Here is a 24,514-nt window from a genome sequence, read left to right as displayed (position 1 = left end):
TTCTCCGTTACTGGCTGTTTGCTGTTGTTTCAGCAGGCATTGGATTGACTGGTGCACCTGGGCGAATTTTTTGTAAGCCTTCCACAATGAGCTTATCGCCGTTATTTAGTCCCTCAGTCACTAACCAGTTTGAACCGACCGTGCGGTCTGTTTTAAGCACGCGAGCTTCTACAGTGTTATCTTTACTCACCACCATCGCTGTCGGCTCACCTTTTGTATTGCGGCTAACACCTCGTTGCGGTGCTAAGATTGCATCGCTTTTAACGCCTTCAACAACAACCGCGCGAACATACATACCTGGGAGTAAAAGCTTTTCTGGGTTAGGAAATTCTGCACGCAAGGTCACTGACCCTGTGCTTGGGTCAACGGTTACTTCAGAAAATTTAAGCACCCCTTTGTGTTGATAGGTACTTCCGTCTTCCATTTTTAGCTCAACGTTAGAGTGCAGTGCGGCATCTTTATCAAGCTCACCTGCAGCAATCGCTTTTTTAAGACGAGTAAGTTCACTGCTTGATTGTGTTAAATCAACAAAAATCGGATCAAGTTGCGTAATCGTCGCTAAAGCAGTTGCTTGGTTTGCACTGACAAGCGCACCTGCGGTGACATTTGATTTACCAATTTGACCACTGATAGGCGCTAAAACTTTGCTGTAATTTAAATTAATTTGAGCCGTTTTTAATTGTGCTTGTGCTGTTAGTAAGTCGGCTTTTGCTCCTTTGTAAGCAGCATCGGCTTCATCAAAGTCTTGTTGACTAACGGCTTTAATACTGAGTAGCTCTTTATAACGTTCAGACTTCGCTTTTGCGTTTGAAATACTCGCCTCAGCTTTAGTAATAGCCGCTTTACTGGTTGCAACTTGGGCTTCAAATGTAGAGGGGTCAATTTGATAAAGTGCCTGACCTTTTTCAACCTCCGCCCCTTCAACAAATAAGCGTGATTGAATAATACCATTCACCTGTGGACGGATTTCTGCGATACGTGATGCAGACACGCGACCCGGTAACTCTTTTGTTAGCGTAAGCGGTTTACTTTGCATCTCAATAACACCCACAGGAACAGCCTGAGCTGCCTGCATCTGCCCTTGAGCTGGTTCTGATTGGCCACAGCCTGATAAAAGCACAGCGGCAGCCAGTGCTGACACTGCAAAAAATGGAATGCGAGAGCGGTGCATGTTTATACCCTTAGTTTAGAATGAACGATCATTCTAAACTAAAATTGACACAGATCAACCCTCTTTAAATTAATTTACATTAAATAAAACCCTTGCTTTGTAGGATGAATTTTGAACAAAGCTAAAACAACAATTTTAGAATCAGCATTTAGTGAAATAAGTCACGGCTTATGAACACGCCATTTTCCTAGGTATCACCTAAGCATATGCCCATACTTCTGGCTGTTTTAATAAGTACATGCTCAAGCGGAATAGCCCGATATTGTGATGTTGCTTCTTTTAAACTGATTGGTTTAATTTCACCATTTTTATGAACCGGTATTAAACCAAATTTACCTTGTTTAACAAGCTCAAAAGCCAATACTCCATATTCTGCACCAAGCACCCTATCAAATGAATTAGGGGTACCACCTCGTTGAATATGACCCAAAACAGTCACACGAACATCTAACGGGAGTTGCGCTTTAATACGCGTTGCCAATTGCTCTGCAATGCCTCCTAATACAGGGTTTTCGTAGCCAAATTCAGTAGACTGGTGACTCACAACTTCACCTTCAATTGGTTTTGCACCCTCAGAAATTACGACATTAGCGAAGCCATGTCCGTTATCGAAACGAGTCTGTAGCTTGTTAATAATCGTATCTATGCAATAAGGAATTTCGGGAAGAAGCGCAACTTCTGCGCCTGCTGCGATTGCCGAATGTAAGCAAATCCAGCCTGCATCTCGCCCCATGACTTCTGTAATAATAACGCGATTATGACTTTGAGCTGTCGGGATTAACCGATCGATAGCTTCGGTTGCGGTGTCTACCGCAGTTTGAAAACCGATGGTGTAATCAGTGCCAAACAAATCATTATCAATGGTTTTTGGTACACCAATTATGTTTAACCCGCGTTCATATAAATGCTGAGACACTCTGTGGGACCCATCACCGCCAATATTAATAACCGCATCAAAGCCTAGTTCGCTAATTACGTTGATTAATTCATTGGATCGGTCGACCAACACACGCTTACCCTCTATGTCTGTCGGGAATGCGATAGGGTTGCCTTTATTAACCGTCTCTAAAATAGTACCGCCACGAACATGTATGCCAGCAACAACGTCATCAGAAAGATGAATAATATCGTGCGGTGTCTCTAACACACCACAGTAAGCGCGTCGACTGCCATAGACTTGCCAATTTCCATCATGTGCAGCCGCTTTTACAATGGCACGGATCACCCCATTGAGTCCTGGACAATCTCCCCCGCTCGTTAATAAAAGTAATTTTTTCATCGCATTATCAACCACTCAGCTCTTTTCATTACAGGTTAGCTTAAATTTAATCATTACGCGTATGACTTACATCAATGAGAATGTCTTTTAATGTGTTTAAAACGATGTGTAGAAGAATTAAATAAATGTGCTAGATAGCTGTGTGACTTAGTTAAACGTAAGAAAAAATAACATACTGATTATGTTGAATTTTGTAATTATAAAGTAAGACCTTAGCCCATTTTCTAAACATGAAAATAGGCTAAGCTTCTGTGCATTTTAGTAATTAATTAAACGTTTTAACTTTAAATGAAAGGTTTTCGACGCCGCAACCAGAGCGACTTTTGTTAATTCGATAGTAATGAGTTTGCTCTGTAGCATCTAAGTTAAGTAAAAACTCATCTTGTTGAGCAACCGCCTGTTGTTCTTGTGTTAAACACATGGCTTGCAGTAATGAACGGAGTTTGGCTTCACTAAAAATACCGCCAAATCGTTGCAGTGGTAACGGAGGAATTGTCATACTTGGCAAGGCATTATCAACACTGCGTTTAGCAAAACTAAAGCTCTTGTCAGTGACATCAATAACTGCGCCTGCCGGCCAATAACTGAGTTTGCCGCTCAGCTTCCCCGCTGACTCAATATGAACAACGCCATTTTTACCTATGACGGTCATTAAGGCTGTGTCTGCTGAGCGAATCGACACTAAGGCCGTTGTTTCGTCAATCCCAAAGCCATATTTTTGTCCTGTGTCGGCAAGGAGCCTAGCAAGGCGCATGGTTCTGTTACGTTCACTAAAATGGCTATCAACAGTGCCATAGTCAAATGTCGCAAGGCCACTTTTAGTTGAATAAACTAAAACGTCACTCGCTTCTTTCATTTCACAACCAATGCAGTCATAGTTCGTGCCACCTTGCCTAAGAGCAGACAGACTGTCACCTTGCAAAACCATCACCGATTTTTTCCCTTGTGCAGAAACTCCACCGTTTTGTAAGATACTGCCACTGCCCACCCCCATGATAACAGGGCGTGATTGAAGTTTTGTAAACCACGGATAAGGCTCGCCAGAACGAGTAAATAATACCTGCTGAGCAAGTGCTTGGTCACCGTCGTTAAATATCACCGCGGTGGCCGTGTTTAACTGCTTATGTAATGCATTAATACCTTGCTGGCAAAAGGCCAGTTCGGTGTCGGTTCTATCTCTATACACCTTTTCTCGATTAAATAAGTGCATTTCGGTTTGGCGCAATGTATTGAGTTCATTACACTTATCATTAACAAGGGCATACGCTGACGCGGGCGTTAAAGGTAACCACTCTGCTTGAATACCTTTATGATTAAGTAATGACTCATAATAATCAGCACTCGCATAAGGATCGCGGCTAGATGCAGTGATCACCAAAACCTTCGGGGTTTGGCTGTTTACTTTTATACTCGCAGCAACAAAGTCAAGGATATCAGTGCTTGAAGACTCCACATTATAGGCAGGAAACACACGTTCTTTTATTCTATTTTGCTGCTGATCGACGACGGCAATCTCTAGCATATCTAACACATAGTTGAATTCGCTGACATGTAAAACACTTAATAGCTCATTATTGGTATCACGCCATGCCCACAGTAACTGCGTTTTACGCATTGATTTAGAATGAGTGTCTACAAGTGTATTTAATAGGGTATTAACCGCTTTTTTATTCGCTTTATTATTAGTCGGCCACGATTGATTAACGGTTTTGATTGCTTCACGGGTAATTTTGAACAACCTTGATTGCTTACCTGAAATTGCCTCTTCACTTATACAGTGTTGACTATTTGCACTTGAACACATAGCCAGCTCGCCCCCGACCATAACAAGAGTTTGGTTAGTAGGTTTTACTGCAAAACTAAAAAAAGATAATAGTAAGAAAAAAACAAGCAGTGCAGCACGAAAGGCACTATAAACAATTTTAAAAAGGCACATAGGAAGTCTTAAATTATAATAAACTGCCTCAGTATACAGACAATTAATGCCACTTTAAATGAAAGGAAAAGGCGCTTATGCGCCTTCACTGGATGATAATCGAGAAACAAGTAACTGCTCTACTTTCACCCCTTCAACATCCACAACTTCAAATTTATAGCCGCCATAATGAATAAACTCAGCGCGCTTAGGCAAACGTTTCATTGTGTAAATTAAAAAACCCGCAACAGTTTCAAAATGAGATTGATCAGGAAAATCTTCAAGCTCAAGTACTTTTGCCAGCTCAACCACTGGCGTAAGTCCGTCCACCAGCCACGAATTTGCATCACGCTTGATGATAAGCTCCTCACCTTGGTGAGATATTAAGTCTCCCATAAAGCCTTTCATAAGATCTTTTACCGTGACGATGCCAACCATTAATGCGTATTCATTAACAACAACAGCAAACGGCTCAGCGGCGGTTTTAAAAGTATTTAACGCTTCTGACAAACTGAGGGTTTCAGGTAAATAAAAGATATCCTTATTGATCAGTTCCTCATCTATGTCAGCATTTTGGCCTTTGAGTACCTTACGCAAAATATCTTTTGATTCGACCGAACCAATTAATTTATCTAAACTGCCATCGCACACTAAAAAGTGATTGTGTGGGTGTTCAATAATTTTTGTAGCGACATCATCCGCAGCGGCTTTCACATCGAAAAACACAATTTGATCTCGCGGTGTCATCACACTCGATAAAAAGCGAGCTTCTAAGTCAAATACATTACCAATAATCTCATACTCTTGCTGCTGTAAACTTCCGTATTCAGCACCTGCATCCATCATGGCAACAATGTCTTCTGTGGTTACAATGTCTTCTCGTTCTGCCGGCACTTTAAAAGCACGCAGAATAAAATTAGTGGTGCCATTAAAAAACATCACAAACGGTGTTAGCGCAAAAGTTACCCAGCGCATGATTGAAACAACATTCACTGCGACCACTTCCGGCATGATCATCGCCAAACGTTTGGGTAGCAAGTCTGCAAATAAGATAAAGAGCGACGTAATACAAAAAAACGAGATTAAAAAGCTTATCTGACTAAGCAACGGCCCTTGGTAGACCATGACCAAAATTTGTTCAATGTAAGGTGATAAGGCTTGCTCACCCACTATCCCGCCTAAAATCGCTATAGCGTTCAGCGCAATTTGAATCATCGCAAAAAAAGCACCTGGTTGCTCTTGCAGTGTTAAAACCGCCTGCGCTTTTTTACTACCTTCATCAACCATAACGCGCAATTTGATCTTGCGTGATGCAGCGATGGCTATCTCACTCATCGCAAATAACGCACTAATCAAAATTAATAACATAATAATGAGTAAATCACTCATTGCAGCTCCTAAATATAGAATCGCATTCAATCTTTTGAATACACAGTACTTTTTAGACGTTACACTTTTGCAAGAATGGTCAAAAAGCAGCTGATTATAGCGACTTTAATGCAATCAACAAGTGCTATTTTTTATCGTCAAATGCAAAGGCGTTGGTTAATTTTTCCAAGGTTGAATTGTTGATATTTTTATTGCATGCAAAATACAATTCTTGGCTTCCCACTGGGATTTCATAAACAGGTTTTAATGACGAGAGTGTGGGGTCTTGCTGGAGCGCGAAGTTAAATTGTTCATCGCTGAGCACCACTAAATCGATACTATTACGACGGCTTTTTAATATATCGTATATGTTGTCAAAACTATTTAATAAGATGAGTTGGTTTTTTTCATTAAAACCATGTTCTGCTAAATAAATATGACTGTAATTGTCTTTTAAAACGGCAATACGGTATCGTTTCGCATCACCCAGATTTGCAATATTGATATGCTCAGGCTTGAAGCTATAAAACGAGACGGTAAAGTTAGACAGCTTGGAAATCCATTTAAAATGCGTTTCTCTGACTGGAAGCCTCGCCATAGAGAAGATACAGGTGTTACTGTCACGCAGTGCTGCATTGTATGAAACAGACCAAGGATTAACCGATAGTGTGTAGTTAACGCCGCTGCGCGTTAATGCTGCCTTTACTTTATCAACGACAGTACCAACAAGTTCGCCTTTTTCATTTTGATAGTGAAAATTTGGTAAGTTTTCAGTCACTACTGTAATTGCTGCAAAACAAGGAAATATTAAAAGCAACAAAGACAAAATTAGTAAATTGCGCATACAGCAACAACACCACAATATGATTATTAACTATCAATATAGCGTGATGTAGCCATTATTGAAATAGAATTAACAATTGTGACCAGAACAAGGGCCTAATACACAGGCCCTTGCATTATTAACGTATTATTTATTCATTGCACCGATTAAAAATGCTGAGATTTTTGCACCCTCTCTCAACGTTGTTTCTGAACTTGTTTGACCAATCAACGAACTGTCCGTAAAGGGGGCAATTTCCATCATGTCAGCCCCTGTGATCGGAAACTCATCGGCTAACGCCACCAAAATATCCAGTGCATGCTGAGGAGTTAATCCCCCCGCTTCTGGCGTACCGGTAGCCGAAGCGAAACTTTCATCAAGCGCGTCTATATCGAAGCTCACGTATAGCTCATCAATATTGTCTGCTTTAAGTTGTGCAATAACCTCATCTGCAACCGCTTTTGCGCCGCGTTCGATTATTTCATGCGCCCAATGCTGTTTCACACCGAATGTTGATTCCCAATGCGCTTTTGGTTTGCCACTTGAACGAATACCAAATTGGATCAAATTACGCGGAGCGGGTAAATACTCAAGAATATGTGTGCACCACGAGCCAAAACACAAATCAATCCCTAGTCGTTCAACTAATAGGTCGGTGTGCGCATCAAAATGAATAATAGCAGTGCGTTTACCTGCATCGCGTTTTGCTTTTAAATACGCTTTGGTTAACGGGTAACTAATTGAATGGTCGCCCCCTATTCCAAAAATCCCTTTTTCTGGGTAGTGTGCATAAAAGCCATCACATACATCTTCTGTAATAGAAAGTGGTGAAACATGATATTCACTATTTTCGTCAGCATACAACGCTTTTTGACAGTTACTAATCGTTGCATCGTTCAAATATTTATCATGCAATAAATGTGGAATAACACGCACATCACCTAAATCAAAAGCACGTGCTTGAGGCTGTTGATCAATTAATGTCGAACGTAAAAATAGTGGTCCCCAATTGGCCCCACGTAAAATACCACCGCCACAATCTGAACTAATCCCTAAAATAACGGCTTTATGCTCAGAGTCTGCTAATGTCTCGAGTGATTCTTTCCACAGCACATCAACATTTTCTGTTTGGCCATAAAGCTTGGTACGAAGGGCATCTTTACGCTCTTTAGCTGTATTAACCGTAAAAACACCGTCTCCTGGTGGACAAAGGCAGTGACTTAATTTTTCGTGGAATGCTTTTTGTGTGTTACTCATATCTACTCCGCTGATAATTATCTGCATAATCATGCGCTAACAAAAATTTATGCATTTAGCACAAAGTTCAAAACTAGATAAGCCTAGTATTAAACAGCGTATGAAAATTAGAAAAAACAACTCATTGAATTTAATAGATTTATTTTCTCAAACAGAAAAGTTGAATTTGCTTATGAATTAAATAAACAATCTAATGAGGCAGGTATAACATGCGTTAAGTTAAAGTCAAATAGTGCAGCAATCGGTGAGATTACTGCACTAGATTTATATTCATGCAGAGTGAATACTCATTATTCGTAACCTCGCGGTTTCTTAGTCTTGATCACCGCAATATACGCATGCCAGCTTGCATAGCTAAGTAAAGGCATAATGACAATAAAACCGGCCGTGCCAGTGATAAACCCGACAAATACCAAGCACAGTATTAACCCAGCCCACACAATCATTGCTGCCGCGTTTGTTTTAACGGCGTTAATAGACGAGATGACCGCCGTCATCAAGTCCACACGACGCTCCATCATAATTTGCGGTGTAAAGGCCGAAATGGCAAACACAGTAACAAGTAAAATACCACCGACAATCGTGCCTAGGGTTAAAAATGCCGATAATTGCTCAAAGCTAGGGTTTACAACGTTTGGATACAAGGCATGGATAAGTGCAGCTAATCGCATCCACACTATCATTATCACCATGAGTAAAAAAGCAAATCCCCATTCACCGGCAGGGTTTCTAAACATTGATTTTAAACTATGAAATAAAGTTGGCTTATGCCCTTTTTCAAGCTCCCAAGCAACATCATATAGGCCTGCCGCAAATGCAGGACCAATTAATGCAAAGGCAACAACAGCCGGTAAAATCACAAGATGGGTATCAAATTGATACACAAAGTACATAATCGTAGCGGGTATTAGGGTGAACACTAAACCATAAACTAAACTTAATATGGGTGCATTAGCGATATCTTTAAACGCCAAAGACAACCAGTGAAAAGGCGCCGAGGCTGATACGTGTGAACTTTCTAAGCAGCGGGCAAATTGTTGATGTTTACTCATAGAAGATGACGCAGGCATAATATATCCTCTTTTATCATTACATCTTTAGGTTTAGGTTATCTGTTCGATTCTTGCAACCTTCACCTTAAATAGGACATCTGTCCTGTACTTTACAAGCAGATGATTTAAGTATTACGCTTTAGATAAAAATAAGGTTCAAAAATGGAAAAGGTATTTCACTTAGGACTCTCACGTGACGACTTAAAAGGTGCCACTCTGGCAATCGTTCCGGGCGATCCTGACCGCTCAGCGCGTATTTCAACCTTTCTTGATAACCCTGAATGCTTAGCAAAAACCCGTGAATTTCATGTTTATCGTGGTGAACTAAATGGCCACAGCGTTGTGGTATGTTCGACTGGCATTGGTGGACCTTCGACATCAATCGCTGTAGAAGAATTAGCACAACTGGGTGTTGATACTTTTTTACGCATTGGGACAACCGGAGCCATTCAACCACATATTAACGAAGGTGACATTTTAATTAGCCAAGCGTCTGTGCGTTTAGATGGAGCAAGCCAACACTTTGCCCCGTTAAGTTACCCTGCGGTTTCTGATTTTTTTGCCACACGAGCAATGGTTAATGCCTGCGATAACTTAGCCATCAATTATCATATTGGTATTACGGCATCGAGTGATACATTTTATCCTGGGCAAGAACGCTACGATACCTATTCAGGTTATGTACCACGTGCTTTGCAAGGTAGTTGTGAAGAGTGGCAAAAACTTGGTGTCATGAATTATGAAATGGAATCGGCAACACTCTTTACTATGTGTGCTGCTTTAGGCCTCAGAGCAGCCTGTGTAGCTGGGGTATTAGTAAATAGAACTAAGCAAGAAATCCCTAATGTAGACCACGGCGAGATCGAGAAAAAGTCGGTCGCCGTCGTCATTGAAGCGGCCAAACTATTACTTAATTAAAGCCGCTGTAATGTATTCAAATGCTGGTGGGTTTTCAAAGCTTGCCAGCACTGCTTTCGCCACCTCTAATTGATTTTTCGCGCCCTCTGTCTCAAGTAAAGTGATTGACTTAACCGTCTGATCGTCAAAACTTAATCCGCTAAGGTAAAACTGGCTCAACGCACTTTGTAAAGGTGACAAACTGGGGCTATATGCCGCATTTTCTGCGTAACTGCCATAAAAATCACCATCGTGATACGTACTAATTTTAACGGCGCTAAAATTCCCCGTATAAGGCACGTAGGCATTTAATGCTGTTTTAATGAGTGTTGCATCACACGCGTTACTAATACCTGAAAATTGATGCGTACTCGCTGACTGCGACATAAGACTTATTTCATTACCTAAGTCTTTAGGACCAAACGCATTAGGCAGTAAGTCATGCAAACTAAAGTGCTTTTCTGGTAGGAGTATCTCAAGCGAATCGGCTGTATCTAGCTCATTCATGAACTGGCGGCAATAACCACACGGCGCATCACTAATTGCAATTTTAATGACTGATTTTGCCCCATTTAGCCAGGCATTATTTATCGCTGACTGCTCTGCATGAACAACTAAACTTAATGCTTGATGGGTGAACTCAACATTCGCACCAAAATAGAACTGAGTTTCGCCTTGCTGATTAATACCCAGTGCAATTGCACCGACATAAAATTGCGATATAGGCGCAACAGAAAATAAACTCGCAACGGGTACACACGCTTTAAGTAACTGTGTTTCTGTGAGTTTATGCTCATTACACAGAGCAATAATATCGCGCTGAAATAGAATACCGCGCTGCTGCTTTAACTGAGTAAAAAGCGCTGTTTTTTGCTCTAAAGAAAAACTAAATGACGCTAAATTTAGCGCTTCTTGGCTCAGTTCTTTACTACTTGCTGTCATAACAAATTATAATTATTAATTGGCTATACAGTGTAAAAGGTTATGCCCGTAATTACTAGACTCTAAGGCGTGCAAAGCTCAATTATGTCCCGATTTAATAGGCTAATTATCTGCAGCTTTAAAGTAGAACCAGGTGTGTATGTCACATTTTGAGATTACTGTTCTATAAGCCAATTTTTTGCTGTTTGAAAACATTCGAAATTTTCTGCATGCACGTTATAACGCTTGGCCTTTTGCACAAACAGGTCATGCATAAACCCATCAAAACTGACCACAATTGCGATTACAGCTCGCTTTAAAGTGTTTGCAACAACGGGCATAATGGTAAATAAGTCTGCAGGCTCAAAGTTATGGGTTAACTCGGATACATCGACCAAAATTTTATCTGATCCATACAATAAAGAGTATTGATGGGCTATTTGGTAAAAATTTATCACATCCTGTGCACTTGCCATCCCTCTTAACGTCATCATTACAAGCGACGTCGATGCATCATATGTGATGCAAGTAGACACATTGGTCATAAAGTTACTCTAAAAGTCTGTGGGTAATTTTTAAATGGGCTTAATCTAGGCTGAATGAGAAAGCCGCGCTATTTTATTGATATCTACAACTGAGTCAACACCTAGCAATAAAATAGGTCAGACCAGACAAGTAAATAATAATTTAGTGCTAGATAATAATTAAATATCTGTAGCGATATTTCACGTTGTGTTTACTTGTTAGATACCTGTAATTTTTCCTAACCAACAATACGTTTTTTCTGATAATTCACATTACTAATAAAATATACAGTTTGTACCTGAACGAAATCGAACGTATGAACTATTCTGGTATTAATACTTTATTTTTTATCTATTGAGTTCATGCATGGCCAGAGTACTCATTACATTTTTGTTTAGTCTGCTGGTGTTTAGCTTCCCCGTTGCGGGTCAAGCTAACGTTAAAACAGCAGATGAGTTTGAAAAAATACGCAATACAATCAGGGAAAGCTACGCACACTCCCCAACCGAAGGGCTCAATTTAGTCAACTCTTTACTCGAAACAGATGACTTTTCACTCGAACAAAGAGTTATGATTACCAACTACAAAACCTGGTTTTTATTTGAAAACAATCAGTTCGAAGATGCGATGCAGTCAGTGGTAGAATACAAAAGCATGGTCTCTCGACTGAGTGAAAAGAGTTTAATGTATGGGTATTACAACCTTTCTGGTGGAATCTATTCACGACTTGGCCTTTACGAAGAAGCCCTCAACTACTATAACGATGCAATTCCCTTTGCGAGACAACGAAATCAACTTCTTGTTTATCAAGTCGAAAACAATATAGCGCTTATCTACTTAGAATTAGAACGCTTTAAAGAAGCATTAACCACATTCGAAAATTACAAACTCTACGCACAAACAAATAATCAAACACTCAACGAATCGTTTGCATCAATGAATATTGCGACCGCACTGGTTGGGCTTAAAAAATACGATGAAGCGATGGCAGTTTTAGATGCGCTACTCATTTTGCAAGAAAAGCATGACTACATCACACACCAGAGTATAAGTTTAGTCCTGAAAGGCAAAATTCTTCGACTGCTAGGTGACTTAGAAGCCTCTGAAAACGTGTTATTAAACGCCGTTGATTTAATAAAAGAGCATGATGTAAGCAGTGAATACATGAGTGCTATTTTAGCGCTTACAGCGACATATGAAGCACAAGGTAAAATTGAACACGCAATTAGTTTGATCACATCAATCGATCTCGATTCTGATAAATATACGCATTTTGAAACACAGCTAGAAGTCGCAAAATTCACGGCAAGTCTCTATGAAAAACAAGGCAATTATCAAAATGCACTGATAGCTTATAAACAGTACAACGACATACAAACGGTCGCTTTGAAACGTCAGGCAAGTGTTAATTTAACCAAAGCCTTAGCCGAAGCTGATTTAGCTGCAAAAGAAGTGAGAATTTCTGAACTAACCAAAACAGAGCAAATAAAAGCAACCAAAGCAAAAGCATTCCAAGATTTAACAATTGCCATCTCGATGTGTCTATTCTTGATTATTATCGGCTCATTTATAGCCATACGAAGTATTAACAGACAAAAACATAAACTCGCAGCCACGCTCAAACGCCTCCACGATACACAAAGCCATCTTATAGAAATCGAAAAAATAGCGTCGCTTACGTCATTAGTCTCAGGCATGGCGCATCAATTAAATACCCCGATAGGCACCATTGTGACAGCCAGCTCGCTAATAGATAAATACTTAACGGGCTTATCTGATAAGTTTGAAAACCGGAATTTAACCAGCAAGCATTTCCACGAGTTTATAAATGATACCAGCAGTGCAAAAGAGTTGGTGATCAGTAGTGTTAATCGACTCGCCAGCATTGTTGAAGAATTTAAATCGCTCAATGTCTCTATTAATCTTGATAAACCGATGTCAAATATTGTGCTTCTTGAGTATATGCACGACCGATTAGAACCGCTGAGTATCTATCTAGGAAAACATATTTATTACGAAGTGAGTGGTGATGATGTCACGATTATGTCTTACCCCTCTATTTTAGGTGATGTTTTAAAAACACTGGTGATTAACTCCTGCGAACATGGGTTTATTGACCGTGATGAAGGCAAAGTAGACATTGTAATTAAGCAGAATGCGCAGTGTGTTGATATTATCTATCAAGATAACGGCGTAGGAATTAAAGATGGAATTCTTAAAGAAATTTTCACCCCCTTTTACACATCCAATATGGGTAGCCAGCATTTGGGGCTGGGTTTAAATGTTGTTTTTAACGCAGTGCAGTATAACTTAAAAGGCAAAATATGCGCCGAGTCATCTGATCACGGCGCACGGTTTATAATTACCTTACCAATCGACGTACGATTAGTAGATGAAGAGTGATTAACCGGTATTACGCATACCCGCAGCAATCCCTGTCATGGTGATCATGAGTGCATTATCAATATCACCCGCTGAACTAGCATCTGCTTCACGCGAGCGACGTAGTAATTCGACTTGTAACAAGTTGAGAGGATCGGTGTACGGGTTACGCAAAGCAATAGACTCTTTGATCCACGGTTGATCAGCAAGTAAACTTTTTTGTGGACTCAATGATTGAACCAATTCAATTGCTTCATTAAGTTCTTGGCGTAACTTCACACCGAGCGGTTTATATTGATCTGTCACTAACGCATCATCATAGTGTGCGCTTAACCAGCTATCCGCCTTACTAAATACCATTTCTAGCATTTCTAAACGCGCACGGAAAAATGGCCATTGCAAACTCATTTCATGCAAGGTTTCAATACCGTACTTATCTAGTGCAGCTTGTAAACCTCTTAATGCGCCAAGCCAAGCCGGTAACATTAGGCGGTTTTGGCTCCATGCAAAAATCCATGGGATTGCACGCAAACTTTCTACCCCGCCATGTGGGTTTCGTTTCGCAGGGCGTGAACCCAATGGCAATTTTGAAAGCTCTTGCTCTGGCGTCGCCATTCTAAAATAGGGAACAAAGTTTTCATCATGACGAACCACATCGCGGTAATGCTCACATGACTCGGCGCTAATAAGCTGCATCACATCACGCCATTCACTCTTAGGCTCAGGAGGCGGTAACAAATTACTTTCAAGCACTGCACCAGCATAAATATTAAGACTTTGTAGCGCAACGGCAGGCAGACCAAACTTAAAGCGGATCATCTCGCCTTGTTCAGTAACACGCAGTCCCCCTTTTAATGAACCCGGTGGTTGAGAACGCAGTGCTTGCGCCGCAGGAGCGCCTCCGCGTCCCACGGTGCCACCTCGTCCATGGAACAATACCAACTCAATGCCACGTTGCTCAGCAAGTTGAACAAGTTTATCCATGGCTTCGTACTGTGCCCAGCCAGCAGCCATCATGCCCGCATCTTTCGCAGAATCTGAATAGCCAATCATGACATTTTGTTGGTTTTGTATATGACCACGATACCAAGTGTTATCAAGTAGGCACTCGATAACATCTTTACCCGCATTTAAGTCATCCAACGTTTCAAATAAAGGAGCCACGGGTAATTTAAACTTACAACCACTTTCTTTTAGAAGCAGTTGCACAGCTAATACATCAGACGCAGTGCGTGCCATAGAAATGATATATAAACCGAAGGTGTGCGCATCTTGTGCAGCAATAACATCAAAGGTATCTAGCACTTCTTGAACATCGGGACTCGGTTTCCAATGCTTAGGAATAAGCGGTCTGCGCGAATTTAACTCAGCAAGTAAGAAAGCTTGCTTATCGTCCTCTTGCCATTGGTGATAATCGCCCAAGCCCAAATAGCGTGTTAACTCAGAAAACACATCACTGTGGCGCGACGAATCTTGACGTACATCTAGCTTAGCTAGGCGTAAACCAAAGCTATTTATGCGTCGTAACACATCAAGTAATAAACCGTCAGCAACCACTCGCATGTTGGTTTTAATTAACGAGCGATAACACACTTCAATGGGATGTTTTATTTGTGCTATGTCGGTAATTAAATCCTCAGAATCTGTACGTTTACGCTTAATTTTTGCACCAAGGTGCGTAACTGTTTCAGCAATCTGATTTTTTAAGTTTTTCAGCACCGCACGGTATGGTTCGAATTCTTGACCTGCCAGCGCAATGAGCTCATCACTTGCATCTGACATTGATAGTTCGTTACTCAGGGTTTCAATATCACGAGAATATAAATCGAGAGCCATCCAACGACCGTGGTCAAGCACTTGTTGCGTCACTTCAGCGGTGACAAATGGGTTTCCGTCACGGTCGCCGCCCATCCACGATGTAAACTCTATCGGGCTGTAATCAATTGGTAAGCTTAAATCGAGTTCAGATTTAACCTCATCAGTAAATTCACGCAGAAAACGTGGCACAGCATGCCATAGACTGTTTTCGATCACGGCAAAGCCCCATTTTGCTTCATCAATAGGGGTCGGGCGTGAACGTCGAATATCATCCGTATGCCATGCTTGGCTTATTAGCTGCTCTATACGGTTAAGAAGTTCTGCACGCTCTGTAGGTAGATTGTCTTTGCGCTCTAATGACGCTAAGCAATCACTTAACTCAACGTGTTTGTTAATCATAGTACGACGCGTCACCTCTGTAGGGTGCGCGGTGAGCACTAAATTAATGTGGAGTTTTGAGAGAGTTTCGGCTAAATGATTAATATCAATGTGGCCTTGATTTGCCGCAGTTGCTAACGCTTTTAATGTTTGAGTGAGAGGATTAAGTTGGCAAAAGCCAACATCATTAAAGCGTGACACAGTATGAAATTGTTCGGCAACATTAGCAAGGTTCAAAAAATGATTAAATGAGCGTGCAACCGGTAATAGTTCTTCGTCTGTGAGAGCGTGTAGTACATCAATAAGGGCCTGTCTGTCGGCTTCATTACCACTACGTGACGATTTAGATAAAGCGCGAATTTCTTCTACTTTATCTAAAATGGCTTGTCCTTGTGCATCTTTAATCGTTTGACCCAACATTTGTCCAAGCATGCTAACATTACCGCGAAGTGCAGCGTATTGTTCACTCATTCTCATACTCCTTTCTTTTACTAAGTTGAAAGTACTTACTGCACAGTATTTTGCTAAGCAAAACGCCTACAAAATACTGATCCTTTCTATTAATATCATTGTCAGCGTCAATTTAATAGATCGAATTTTCTAACATGTTCGTAAAAAAGAATAACCAATATATAAACATAAAAGCGTAATAATTATGCAGCTTAGCCTTAACAAACCATATTTTATCCATTCAATTGGTAAAATGGACTTACCAATATTTTAGGCAAAATCCGTGTAAATAAAGGCGTGTTCAAAAAACAGTTGGTAAAGCTTTTAGATGTTGAATTATGTCTTTCGTTTTTAGTTTAAGAATAAAAAACGGCCCATTCTTAAGCGATTTTTTTATGTTGAACGAGAAAAAATATTTTTTAAAAAATTTAGAATCGAGCTAAAAATGCAACTAATTATTTTATCTGGCGCAAGCAGTGATATCGCAAAAGCCTACTTTAATGAGCTACACAATGAATTAACCGATGCCATCATTGTGACTCTGAGCAGAAGTGATTTTGACAATAGTTTTAATAGCACAACTCAACATAATGTGCGCCATCAGCACTTTATCACTGATTACAGTGATGCCAGTTTAGCAGCTGTGGCAACTGAGCTTGCACGCTACGACACCCCGTTGTCGCAACTGGTGATATTCAATGGCATGTTGCATAATTCGGATCATGCTCCAGAGCGTAAATTATCAGACATATCGCAGGCACACTTCATCGACAGTATGAAAACGAATGCATTATTACCGATTGCTTGCGTTAATGCTTTTGTACCTTTGCTTAACCGTAAAACACCGAGTGTTATCTGTGCACTGAGTGCCCGTGTCGGCAGCATTTCTGATAATAAACTGGGTGGCTGGTACAGTTATCGTGCCTCAAAGGCTGCACTTAACATGCTGTTTAAATCGGCTGCGATTGAGATCAAACGTCGTTTTCAACATAACCACTGTGTGCTCTTTCATCCTGGTACAACAGACACACCTTTATCTAAACCTTTTCAAGCCAATGTCCCAGCAGATAAGCTTTTTACACCAGAATTTGTTGCTAAGCAGCTTTATAAGTTTGTTGCAGATACTCATTTTTTATCTCAGTTAGATAATCCTGCTTACATTGATTGGCAGGGAAAAACCATTGATTGGTAACAAGGAAAATTATGTACTTTTCAAAAAACACCATTGAAAATTTAGACAGTCGATACCGAGCCCATTTCATTAATAGTTTATCGGGGTTCAAAAGTGCTAATTTAATTGGCACACAAGATAATCAAGGGCATACAAATTTAGCCATTGTCAGCTCAGTGTTTCATTTAGGCGCACACCCGCCGTTGGTAGGCATGATAATCCGTCCACATTCTGTGCCTAGACATACATTAGAAAACATTTTAGAGACGGGGTTTTATACGATTAACCACGTTAATAAAACAATTTATCAACAGGCACACCAAACATCTGCACGCTATGATAAAGCGGAATCTGAGTTTATTGCGACGGGTTTAGAAGCAGAATATCTCGCTGACTTCAAAGCCCCTTACGTGAAAGACAGCCGGCTTAAATATGGCGTTGAGTTAAAAGAGCACCACCACCTTGAAATCAATGGCACCGAACTCATTATTGGTGAAATTACTGCTATTCACCTTGATGAACACAGTATAGACAACGATGGGTTTGTCGATATCGAATCGTTAGAGACCGTCGCAGTAAGCGGGCTCGACAGTTATCACACGACTGAACGACTTGCCCGCTTAGCGTACGCTAAAAAATAGTGGCTTAGATAATAAATGGCTTAGGTGCGTGCGTTAATACTTCGTATCCTGTGTCAGTAACGACGATATCGTCTTCTAAACGCACCCCACCATAACCTGGTATATAGATGCCAGGTTCTATGGTTATCACATTACCAACCTCAAGGGTGTAATCAGTCAAGGTATTAATAAAAGGCACTTCATGTAAGAAAAGCCCTAGCCCATGCCCGAGTCCTTTACCTGCATACTCTCCATATCCTGCATCATCTAATACTTGCTGTGATGCCGCATTTAACGCCAAACAGTTGATACCGGGCTTAACAAGCGCAAGTGATGCTTGTTGCGCCTCTTCGACAGCTTTGTAAATCGATATTTGTTTATCTGATGCCTCACCTAGTATATAGCTTCGTGTCATATCGGAGCGGTATCCGTTCACCACAGCCCCAAAATCAAGGGTGATAAAGTCGCCGTGTTTTAACACCTGTGAAGACGGATTACCATGCGGCAGCGCTGTTCGTTCAGCAAATAGCATAATAGTGGCAAAAGACATGCCTTCGGATCCTAGCTTCTGCATTCGGTATTCAAGTTCTAAGGCTAAATCACGCTCAGTAACCCCTTCTTTGAAGTAAGGTAAAGTCTCTGCCAAAGCCTGATCCGCGATTGCTGCAGCCGCTTTAATCTGCTCAACTTCCCAAGCATCTTTAACACGTCTTTGCTGTTCTATAAGACCAGTAACCGGGGCTAAGGTGTGATTACTTAGCGCTTTTTCTACATCTTGCCATACTGCTACTGTGATATAACTTGCATCAAAAGCAACATGACTTTTAGCAGCTAAATGACGGTTGATGCAGTCACCAAGACTTTCAGTATCACGGTCGCGGCACACCACATCAAACCCCGAAGTCTCTGCAATAGCACGCTGATGGTAGCGATAATCGGTTATCAGTATACAGTCGTTCTTTGTGATCAATGCGTAGGCGGCATTGCCACTAAAACCACTTAAGTAACGAATATTTTCATGACCAAGAACTAACATGGCGCTATAGCCTTGCTGTTCGAGTCGGGCTTTAAATTCAGCTTGTCTTTGTAGGTAGTTTGCTTGCATCATCACTCCTTATTTTTTGCGCATGCTAGCAGCATTCGATTTAAAAACGAATTAGATGCGATTAGTCGCAGTGAATTTGCATCCAGTTACACACTCAGGTCACAATGTGAAAAAACCAAGGAGTAAACAATGACAACATATGGCATCGGTATTCAGTCACCAGAGCAAGCTCTGGCTTCTTTATCAGATATGACGACAGATTTAACCCCGATACAAAGTAATGAATTTTTAGCCCGCATCAGCGCAGCGCAAGCCTATATGCAAGCCAATAATATAGACGCAATTTATCTGAATGCAGGAACTAACCTTGCTTATTTTACTGGAATGCGTTGGTATGCAAGTGAACGTTTAGTTGGCGCTATTTTACCTGCGAAAGGCAATGTTGAATACATCGCCCCTTATTTTGAAATTGGTAGTTTAAATGATTTTATGGTGATTGACGGCCCAATACGCGGCTGGCAAGAGCATGAAAACCCGTATCAATTGTGTGTTGATGTAATGTGTGAAATGGGTATCGATAAAAATGCTACGATTGGTATAGATGAAAGCGCGCAATTCTTTATTTATGATGGGATAAATAAAGCCAACAGCCATTACAACATCATTAATGCCCAATGTGTTACAGCGCATTGCCGTATGCATAAATCAGCGAATGAGCTTGCTCTTATGCAACGTGCTATGGATATGACTCTTGAAGTTCATAAAGCCACTGCAAGTATGCTCTACGAAGGGATAACAACCACCGAAGTCGAAGCCTTTATTAAAAAAGCACACCAAAAAGTAGGCGCACCAGGAAACTATTTCTGCATTGTATTATTTGGTGTAGCGTCGTCTTTCCCGCATGGTGTAAAGAACCCACAAACCCTTAAAAAAGGGGATGTGGTGTTGATTGATACAGGTTGTAAAGTACATGATTACTTATCTGATATTACACGTACTTATGTCTTTGGAGATGCAACTGTACGCCAACGTGAGTTCTGGCAACATGAAAAAAATGCACAATTAGCTGCATTCAACGCCGCTAAAATTGGTGCTAGTTGCGGCTCGGTTGATGATGCTGCACGGCAATATCTCGCAGCTAATGGTATGGGCCCAGACTATCAAACACCGGGATGTCCTCACAGAACAGGTCATGGCATTGGTTTAGATATTCATGAATGGCCTTATTTAGTTGGGGGTAATACAACTAAACTTGCTAAGGGTATGTGCTTTAGTAACGAGCCAATGATTGTTGTTCCTGACGAATTTGGTATTCGATTAGAAGATCACTTTTACATGACAGAATCGGGCCCATGTTGGTTTACAGAACCGGCACACAGCATTGATGACCCGTTTGGCTTAGGTAAATAAGTTTTATTCAGGCCACTGTATTGTGGCCTGCCTCTTTCCCTGTCTTTATGCGCTTCACATATTACATTAGTTCACAATACGCTTACTTTTCGGTCACCTTTTTTGTCTAAGCCATGGTATTATTTCAAGAATTTTACCTATAAAAATATTATGGAGAATAAATGGGTTTGCATTTTAAAGTTCCCCACACGCTAATTTTACTACTCAGTATGATGGTCATTGCTTTAATCGCAACATGGCTCGTACCACAGGGTTTCTTCAGCACAACACTCAGTGACTCAGGCCGAGAAATGGTCGTTGCGGGTACTTATCAAACAGTATCAGAACGTCACTATTTAACTCCTTGGGATTTATTACAAGCAATTCCTCGCGCTTTTGCAGCGGCACAAGATGTAATTTTCTTTGTATTAATCGTCGGGGGTGTATTAGCCATAGCGCGCGCAACAGGTACTGTTGATGCACTAATCGGTCGCTTACTTGAGCGCCACGGTGAAAAACCACAGCGTTTAATATTTATGGTGGTATTTTGCTTTGCACTTGCATCGAGCAGTATTGGTACTGCAGGTGAGTACATCCCGTTTGTTATTATTTTAGTTGCGCTTTGTAAAGCAATGCGCCTCGATGCGATGACCGCAGTCGGTATGATAGTCGCAGGCTATGGTATTGGGTATGGTGTATCGGCATTTAACCCCTTCACCGTATTAATAGCGCAACAAATTGCAGGTATTCCTGTTTACTCTGGCCTATGGTTACGTTTAGCCATCTTCATTCCATTTGTTCTTATCGGTTTTCATCATGTTTGGAAATACACCAAAATGGTGGCCAATGATCCGTCTAAGTCGATGATGATAGGTGTACCTTGCCCGCTTGAAAATCAAACGGCTGCAAGTTACCCAACACTTGCTCTTCGCCATAAACTTATTTTAGGCAGCTTTATTATTACCCTTGCGATTGCTGTTTGGGGTATCGCATCAAAAGGATGGTATTTATATGAGCTAGGTGGTGTTTTTATCGCATGGGGTGTCGTTGTAGCCATTTTAGGCAAGTTATCTGCTGATGAAGCGGCCAATAAATTTATTGAGGGGGTGTCAGACCTAGTAACAACCGCAATTTTGATTGGTGTTGCAAGGGGTATTGCGCTGATTTTAGAGGATGGTCAGATTCTGCATAGTTTAGTGCATGGCATGTCGTTACCGTTGTCTTATGTATCTGCCGAAATATCAGCGATTGGCATGTTAGTGATTCAAACTGTATTAAATACATTTATTCCATCAGGTTCTGGTCAAGCTTATGTCACGATGCCACTAATGGCACCACTAGGAGATTTAGTCGGTGTGCCACGTCAAGTTGCTGTACTTGCTTACCAATTTGGTGATGGGTTCTCAAATATGATCATTCCTACCAATGCCGTACTTATGGGTATTTTAGGTATGGCTGGCGTACCCTACGGCCATTGGTTTAGATTCTGTTTACCACTGCTTATCAAACTAATGGCTGCCGCATCAATAGTACTGGTAATCGCAGTTATGTTTGGTTATGGGCTAGATGTGCAACCCACACTAAATTAAGCTAGTTGATATTAAAAAAGCGCCCTAGGCGCTTTTTTTACATGTTTTGAGTTCTTTGTAACAACACATTTTTGGATAAAATGGAGTTGGAGTCAAAGGACAAGCCTGTGCCAAAACCTGACCATAAGCCGCAACTCGCTTCTGCCCCAAGACGTGTTTAGGAGAATTTCTAAAAATAGTGAACTTCGGCCGTTCACAATTGCTTTTCTATTTCGTCAAGGTATATTGCTTGCATAGTCAGGAAAGCAACACAATCGCTCGTTTTTGTCCTGAGGCAAAAGCTAGGACTACTGCATTTTAGTAGTAATGGCAATTAGTTAAGAAGTTTGTTACAAATGAGTCATTCAGAAAAGCGAGCGACGCAGTGGTAGAAAAACGTGCGATTCGCTCGCTATAAACATGTTATGCATAATTTAACCTGTACATATATACAGCTAGTGCTATTATCTTGTTAAACAAACTGCGTTTATAAAAGGGATCAAGATGATTAAAGGAAGCTGCTGTTGTAACTCGGTTCAATTCGAATTAGTTGAAAAGCCAAGTATGATGGGTATGTGCCATTGTAGTCGTTGTCGTAAAGTTGGTGCGAGTTCATTAGTTTTTGTTAAGTCTGATAAGTTTAAGATAACTACAGGTCGAGATAAAATAGCTACGTTTAAAGCTCAGCCGCCATATGAATACGACAGATGTTTTTGTTCAGTTTGTGGGACTTCTCTTGGTGAGGTTCTATCTGAAATGGATTCGTTTCCAATCAATGCTAATTGCTTAGATACTGAGTTTGAAATAGAAAATCAATTTCATGAGTTTGTTTCGGAAAAGCCACATTGGTTTAAAATTGGAGACCGCGCAAAACAATTTCCTAAACATCCACACGAATAGGAGAAAATATGCATAACAAAGCGTTTAAGAGGGATTCACAACGCTTGGCATTTTTAGTTTGAATCGGTTTAAGTGATTACGACACAATGGCTTAGGTTAGGTGGTTGGCGTTGTTCACCCCTTAACGCGGCGTTATGTGTAAATTATGACCATAGAAACATTCAACCATATTGAAGCTGGCTTATGGTTCAGTATTGGCTTAGGGATGCTAATTACTGCTGTCATTAGGCGCAGAGATAATCGTTGGCTAACGCTTTTGCTGGTAGCTACGGTTGCATTCACTCTATTTGGCGTATCAGACATAATCGAAGCTGAGACAGGAGCATGGTGGAAACCGTTGGAACTATTGGCTCTTAAAGCCACCTGTGTTTTAACTTTTATATGGTGCTATCTCAAAGGGAAAAAATTAAGTGCCCAAAACACATAATAAGCGCCATTTAAACGCCGCTGCGCGGCTCATTTCGCAACACGCTGATCGCGTTTGTGGCGGCCGTTACCACCGTCCGCTTCTGGCACAGAACCGCCCGTCGACTAAAACTCATTTCTGTCCAATAATGATTTAAATGCTAAGGCTTTAAACTTTAGGTTCTGTATAGCACTTTAATTACATGCCAACCAAAGCGGGTTTTCACTAAATGCGGTTCAAGGATCTCGCCGCTAAATGCAATTTTGTCAAACTGCGGTACCATTTGCCCGCGTCTAAATTCGCCTAAATCCCCGCCTTTTTTACCTGACGGACACGTTGAATATTTTTTAGCGAGGGTCTGGAACTTAGCCCCTTTTTTAAGTTGCTTAATGATATCTTCAGCTTGCTCTTTATGTTTAACTAAAATATGCAATGCATGTGCTGTATTGGCCATGGGGTATCTCGAAAATTAAAACGCAGATATTTTATCACGACAAACTAAACTGAGCCACTGCGGCTATTTCTGTTTGCTTATTGCCGGTAAGAACCCTTTAATCAAACAAAATTGCGCTAAATAATAACTACACATGATTGCGATATCTGCATGCACAATTTCAAAATAAAAACGATTAAGGCCAAGAATAGAGTCTGATACAACAAACACTGCCCCACCTAAGACTAAAAAACCGTTCGATTTATCCGTCATCCAAGTAAGGCTTGCCATTATGGTGAGCACCAACATATAAAAAAGCACGGGAATGAGTATGTCATTCAGGTTTGGATAGAATAAGCAAAAAACGATGATTGCAAAAAAGAGATAAAGTAATACGACTTCTATTCGCCAGTGTTTAATTGGTAACATGGTAATGATATAAAAAGCGTGACTTACAAAGAATGCCGCTAAACCGCCTATAAAAAGCTGCCCTGTATCAAGGGCTAGTAGCACATCACCTAGTGTCGAAAAGCTAAGTGCTAATAATAGCGTGATCAAAATGCGATTTTGTATCTGATTGCGTGCTTTTAACACCATCACAATCAACACACCGATAGGCAATGCTTTAAATACCGCCATAGAGGGTTGAGATAATGCAGGCATAAATAGCAGTAAAGCAATGTAAAACGTGCAAAGGATTAGAAAGAGAATGTTCATATTCTTATTATTTTTGTTTGTTCCCAATA

21 protein-coding genes are annotated in these 24,514 nt (G+C 40.7%); 8 read left to right on the top strand and 13 right to left on the bottom strand.

Annotated elements, in window-relative coordinates:
- Positions 1-7: 7 nt before the first annotated feature.
- The 7 genes from H3302_RS16330 to H3302_RS16300 all read right to left on the bottom strand — a co-directional run bounded on the left by H3302_RS16330 (position 8) and on the right by H3302_RS16300 (position 8,883).
- A complete protein-coding gene (locus H3302_RS16330) occupies positions 8-1,171 on the bottom strand; it encodes an efflux RND transporter periplasmic adaptor subunit (protein ID WP_036972769.1) in 1,164 nt (387 codons plus the stop codon).
- 187 nt (positions 1,172-1,358) lie between these two features.
- Positions 1,359-2,450, bottom strand: coding sequence for a 6-phosphofructokinase (locus tag H3302_RS16325; RefSeq protein WP_118845277.1), 1,092 nt, complete (start codon positions 2,448-2,450; stop codon positions 1,359-1,361).
- 265 nt (positions 2,451-2,715) lie between these two features.
- Positions 2,716-4,386, bottom strand: coding sequence for a cyanophycinase (locus H3302_RS16320; RefSeq protein WP_182396598.1), 1,671 nt, complete (start codon positions 4,384-4,386; stop codon positions 2,716-2,718).
- 75 nt (positions 4,387-4,461) lie between these two features.
- Complete coding sequence (locus tag H3302_RS16315; protein WP_036972771.1) at positions 4,462-5,754, bottom strand: hemolysin family protein; 1,293 nt, start codon at positions 5,752-5,754, stop codon at positions 4,462-4,464.
- A gap of 124 nt (positions 5,755-5,878) precedes the next feature.
- On the bottom strand, positions 5,879-6,577 hold the full coding sequence (locus H3302_RS16310; protein WP_065979141.1) for an ABC transporter substrate-binding protein: 699 nt from the start codon (positions 6,575-6,577) through the stop codon (positions 5,879-5,881).
- 126 nt (positions 6,578-6,703) lie between these two features.
- Positions 6,704-7,813: an arginase family protein gene (locus H3302_RS16305; RefSeq protein WP_036972773.1), complete on the bottom strand. Its 1,110-nt coding sequence runs from the start codon at positions 7,811-7,813 to the stop codon at positions 6,704-6,706.
- A 290-nt stretch (positions 7,814-8,103) separates the two neighbouring features.
- The gene (locus H3302_RS16300) at positions 8,104-8,883 is read right to left on the bottom strand and encodes a DUF2189 domain-containing protein (RefSeq protein ID WP_036972774.1); all 780 of its coding nucleotides are present in this window, start codon (positions 8,881-8,883) and stop codon (positions 8,104-8,106) included.
- Between the two features lie 144 nt (positions 8,884-9,027).
- Here H3302_RS16300 and udp point away from each other — a divergent pair, with 144 nt between their 5' ends.
- Positions 9,028-9,783: a uridine phosphorylase gene (udp, locus tag H3302_RS16295; RefSeq protein WP_065979140.1), complete on the top strand. Its 756-nt coding sequence runs from the start codon at positions 9,028-9,030 to the stop codon at positions 9,781-9,783.
- Here udp and cdd read toward each other — a convergent pair.
- Both cdd and H3302_RS16285 read right to left on the bottom strand, forming a co-directional pair.
- Positions 9,772-10,704, bottom strand: coding sequence for a cytidine deaminase (cdd, locus tag H3302_RS16290; RefSeq protein ID WP_065979139.1), 933 nt, complete (start codon positions 10,702-10,704; stop codon positions 9,772-9,774). The genes udp and cdd overlap by 12 nt on opposite strands.
- 155 nt (positions 10,705-10,859) lie before the next feature.
- On the bottom strand, positions 10,860-11,228 hold the full coding sequence (locus H3302_RS16285; protein ID WP_036972778.1) for a hypothetical protein: 369 nt from the start codon (positions 11,226-11,228) through the stop codon (positions 10,860-10,862).
- Positions 11,229-11,574: 346 nt separating this feature from the next.
- Here H3302_RS16285 and H3302_RS16280 point away from each other — a divergent pair, with 346 nt between their 5' ends.
- Positions 11,575-13,611, top strand: coding sequence for an ATP-binding protein (locus tag H3302_RS16280; protein WP_065979138.1), 2,037 nt, complete (start codon positions 11,575-11,577; stop codon positions 13,609-13,611).
- On the opposite strand, the gene ppc is transcribed toward H3302_RS16280, so the two are convergent.
- Complete coding sequence (gene ppc / locus H3302_RS16275; RefSeq protein WP_036972780.1) at positions 13,612-16,257, bottom strand: phosphoenolpyruvate carboxylase; 2,646 nt, start codon at positions 16,255-16,257, stop codon at positions 13,612-13,614.
- A gap of 424 nt (positions 16,258-16,681) precedes the next feature.
- Between ppc and H3302_RS16270 the strand changes: the two genes are divergently transcribed.
- Positions 16,682-17,428 (top strand): SDR family NAD(P)-dependent oxidoreductase, encoded by a 747-nt coding sequence (locus H3302_RS16270; protein WP_182396597.1) that lies wholly within the window; start codon positions 16,682-16,684, stop codon positions 17,426-17,428.
- An 11-nt stretch (positions 17,429-17,439) separates the two neighbouring features.
- On the top strand, positions 17,440-18,048 hold the full coding sequence (locus H3302_RS16265; RefSeq protein ID WP_065979136.1) for a flavin reductase family protein: 609 nt from the start codon (positions 17,440-17,442) through the stop codon (positions 18,046-18,048).
- 4 nt (positions 18,049-18,052) lie between these two features.
- Here the strand turns inward: H3302_RS16265 and H3302_RS16260 are convergent, their stop codons facing one another.
- Entirely contained in the window at positions 18,053-19,132 is a 1,080-nt protein-coding gene (locus tag H3302_RS16260; protein WP_065979135.1) for a Xaa-Pro peptidase family protein, read from the bottom strand.
- A gap of 129 nt (positions 19,133-19,261) precedes the next feature.
- Between H3302_RS16260 and H3302_RS16255 the strand changes: the two genes are divergently transcribed.
- The 4 genes from H3302_RS16255 (at position 19,262) to H3302_RS16240 (ending at position 23,356) form a co-directional block, all read left to right on the top strand.
- A complete protein-coding gene (locus H3302_RS16255; RefSeq protein ID WP_182396596.1) occupies positions 19,262-20,482 on the top strand; it encodes a Xaa-Pro peptidase family protein in 1,221 nt (406 codons plus the stop codon).
- Between the two features lie 161 nt (positions 20,483-20,643).
- Positions 20,644-22,050 carry a YfcC family protein gene (locus tag H3302_RS16250; RefSeq protein WP_036972786.1) on the top strand — a complete coding sequence of 469 codons (1,407 nt, stop codon included), beginning with the start codon at positions 20,644-20,646 and terminating at the stop codon, positions 22,048-22,050.
- A gap of 483 nt (positions 22,051-22,533) precedes the next feature.
- A complete protein-coding gene (locus H3302_RS16245) occupies positions 22,534-22,929 on the top strand; it encodes a GFA family protein (protein WP_065979133.1) in 396 nt (131 codons plus the stop codon).
- A 145-nt stretch (positions 22,930-23,074) separates the two neighbouring features.
- The gene (locus H3302_RS16240) at positions 23,075-23,356 is read left to right on the top strand and encodes a hypothetical protein (RefSeq protein WP_065979132.1); all 282 of its coding nucleotides are present in this window, start codon (positions 23,075-23,077) and stop codon (positions 23,354-23,356) included.
- Positions 23,357-23,510: 154 nt separating this feature from the next.
- Here the strand turns inward: H3302_RS16240 and ppiC are convergent, their stop codons facing one another.
- Both ppiC and H3302_RS16230 read right to left on the bottom strand, forming a co-directional pair.
- On the bottom strand, positions 23,511-23,789 hold the full coding sequence (gene ppiC / locus H3302_RS16235; protein ID WP_065979131.1) for a peptidylprolyl isomerase PpiC: 279 nt from the start codon (positions 23,787-23,789) through the stop codon (positions 23,511-23,513).
- 63 nt (positions 23,790-23,852) lie between these two features.
- On the bottom strand, positions 23,853-24,431 hold the full coding sequence (locus H3302_RS16230; protein ID WP_162898069.1) for a lysoplasmalogenase: 579 nt from the start codon (positions 24,429-24,431) through the stop codon (positions 23,853-23,855).
- Positions 24,432-24,514: the final 83 nt, after the last annotated feature.

The organism is Pseudoalteromonas sp. MT33b (genome assembly GCF_014117385.1).
GTDB lineage: Bacteria > Pseudomonadota > Gammaproteobacteria > Enterobacterales > Alteromonadaceae > Pseudoalteromonas > Pseudoalteromonas lipolytica.
Note: the sequence above shows the minus strand (reverse complement) of the source record. Positions and strands in the feature narration are given on the sequence as shown.

Excerpts from the sequence above, each read along its gene's own strand:
- H3302_RS16330 (WP_036972769.1), bottom strand. The coding sequence starts at position 1,171 with ATGCACCGCTCTCGCATTCCATTTTTTGCAGTGTCAGCACTGGCTGCC.
- H3302_RS16325 (WP_118845277.1), bottom strand. The coding sequence starts at position 2,450 with ATGAAAAAATTACTTTTATTAACGAGCGGGGGAGATTGTCCAGGACTC.
- H3302_RS16320 (WP_182396598.1), bottom strand. The coding sequence starts at position 4,386 with ATGTGCCTTTTTAAAATTGTTTATAGTGCCTTTCGTGCTGCACTGCTT.
- H3302_RS16315 (WP_036972771.1), bottom strand. The coding sequence starts at position 5,754 with ATGAGTGATTTACTCATTATTATGTTATTAATTTTGATTAGTGCGTTA.
- H3302_RS16310 (WP_065979141.1), bottom strand. The coding sequence starts at position 6,577 with ATGCGCAATTTACTAATTTTGTCTTTGTTGCTTTTAATATTTCCTTGT.
- H3302_RS16305 (WP_036972773.1), bottom strand. The coding sequence starts at position 7,813 with ATGAGTAACACACAAAAAGCATTCCACGAAAAATTAAGTCACTGCCTT.
- H3302_RS16300 (WP_036972774.1), bottom strand. The coding sequence starts at position 8,883 with ATGCCTGCGTCATCTTCTATGAGTAAACATCAACAATTTGCCCGCTGC.
- udp (WP_065979140.1), top strand. The coding sequence starts at position 9,028 with ATGGAAAAGGTATTTCACTTAGGACTCTCACGTGACGACTTAAAAGGT.
- cdd (WP_065979139.1), bottom strand. The coding sequence starts at position 10,704 with ATGACAGCAAGTAGTAAAGAACTGAGCCAAGAAGCGCTAAATTTAGCG.
- H3302_RS16285 (WP_036972778.1), bottom strand. The coding sequence starts at position 11,228 with ATGACCAATGTGTCTACTTGCATCACATATGATGCATCGACGTCGCTT.
- H3302_RS16280 (WP_065979138.1), top strand. The coding sequence starts at position 11,575 with ATGGCCAGAGTACTCATTACATTTTTGTTTAGTCTGCTGGTGTTTAGC.
- ppc (WP_036972780.1), bottom strand. The coding sequence starts at position 16,257 with ATGAGTGAACAATACGCTGCACTTCGCGGTAATGTTAGCATGCTTGGA.
- H3302_RS16270 (WP_182396597.1), top strand. The coding sequence starts at position 16,682 with ATGCAACTAATTATTTTATCTGGCGCAAGCAGTGATATCGCAAAAGCC.
- H3302_RS16265 (WP_065979136.1), top strand. The coding sequence starts at position 17,440 with ATGTACTTTTCAAAAAACACCATTGAAAATTTAGACAGTCGATACCGA.
- H3302_RS16260 (WP_065979135.1), bottom strand. The coding sequence starts at position 19,132 with ATGCAAGCAAACTACCTACAAAGACAAGCTGAATTTAAAGCCCGACTC.
- H3302_RS16255 (WP_182396596.1), top strand. The coding sequence starts at position 19,262 with ATGACAACATATGGCATCGGTATTCAGTCACCAGAGCAAGCTCTGGCT.
- H3302_RS16250 (WP_036972786.1), top strand. The coding sequence starts at position 20,644 with ATGGGTTTGCATTTTAAAGTTCCCCACACGCTAATTTTACTACTCAGT.
- H3302_RS16245 (WP_065979133.1), top strand. The coding sequence starts at position 22,534 with ATGATTAAAGGAAGCTGCTGTTGTAACTCGGTTCAATTCGAATTAGTT.
- H3302_RS16240 (WP_065979132.1), top strand. The coding sequence starts at position 23,075 with ATGACCATAGAAACATTCAACCATATTGAAGCTGGCTTATGGTTCAGT.
- ppiC (WP_065979131.1), bottom strand. The coding sequence starts at position 23,789 with ATGGCCAATACAGCACATGCATTGCATATTTTAGTTAAACATAAAGAG.
- H3302_RS16230 (WP_162898069.1), bottom strand. The coding sequence starts at position 24,431 with ATGCCTGCATTATCTCAACCCTCTATGGCGGTATTTAAAGCATTGCCT.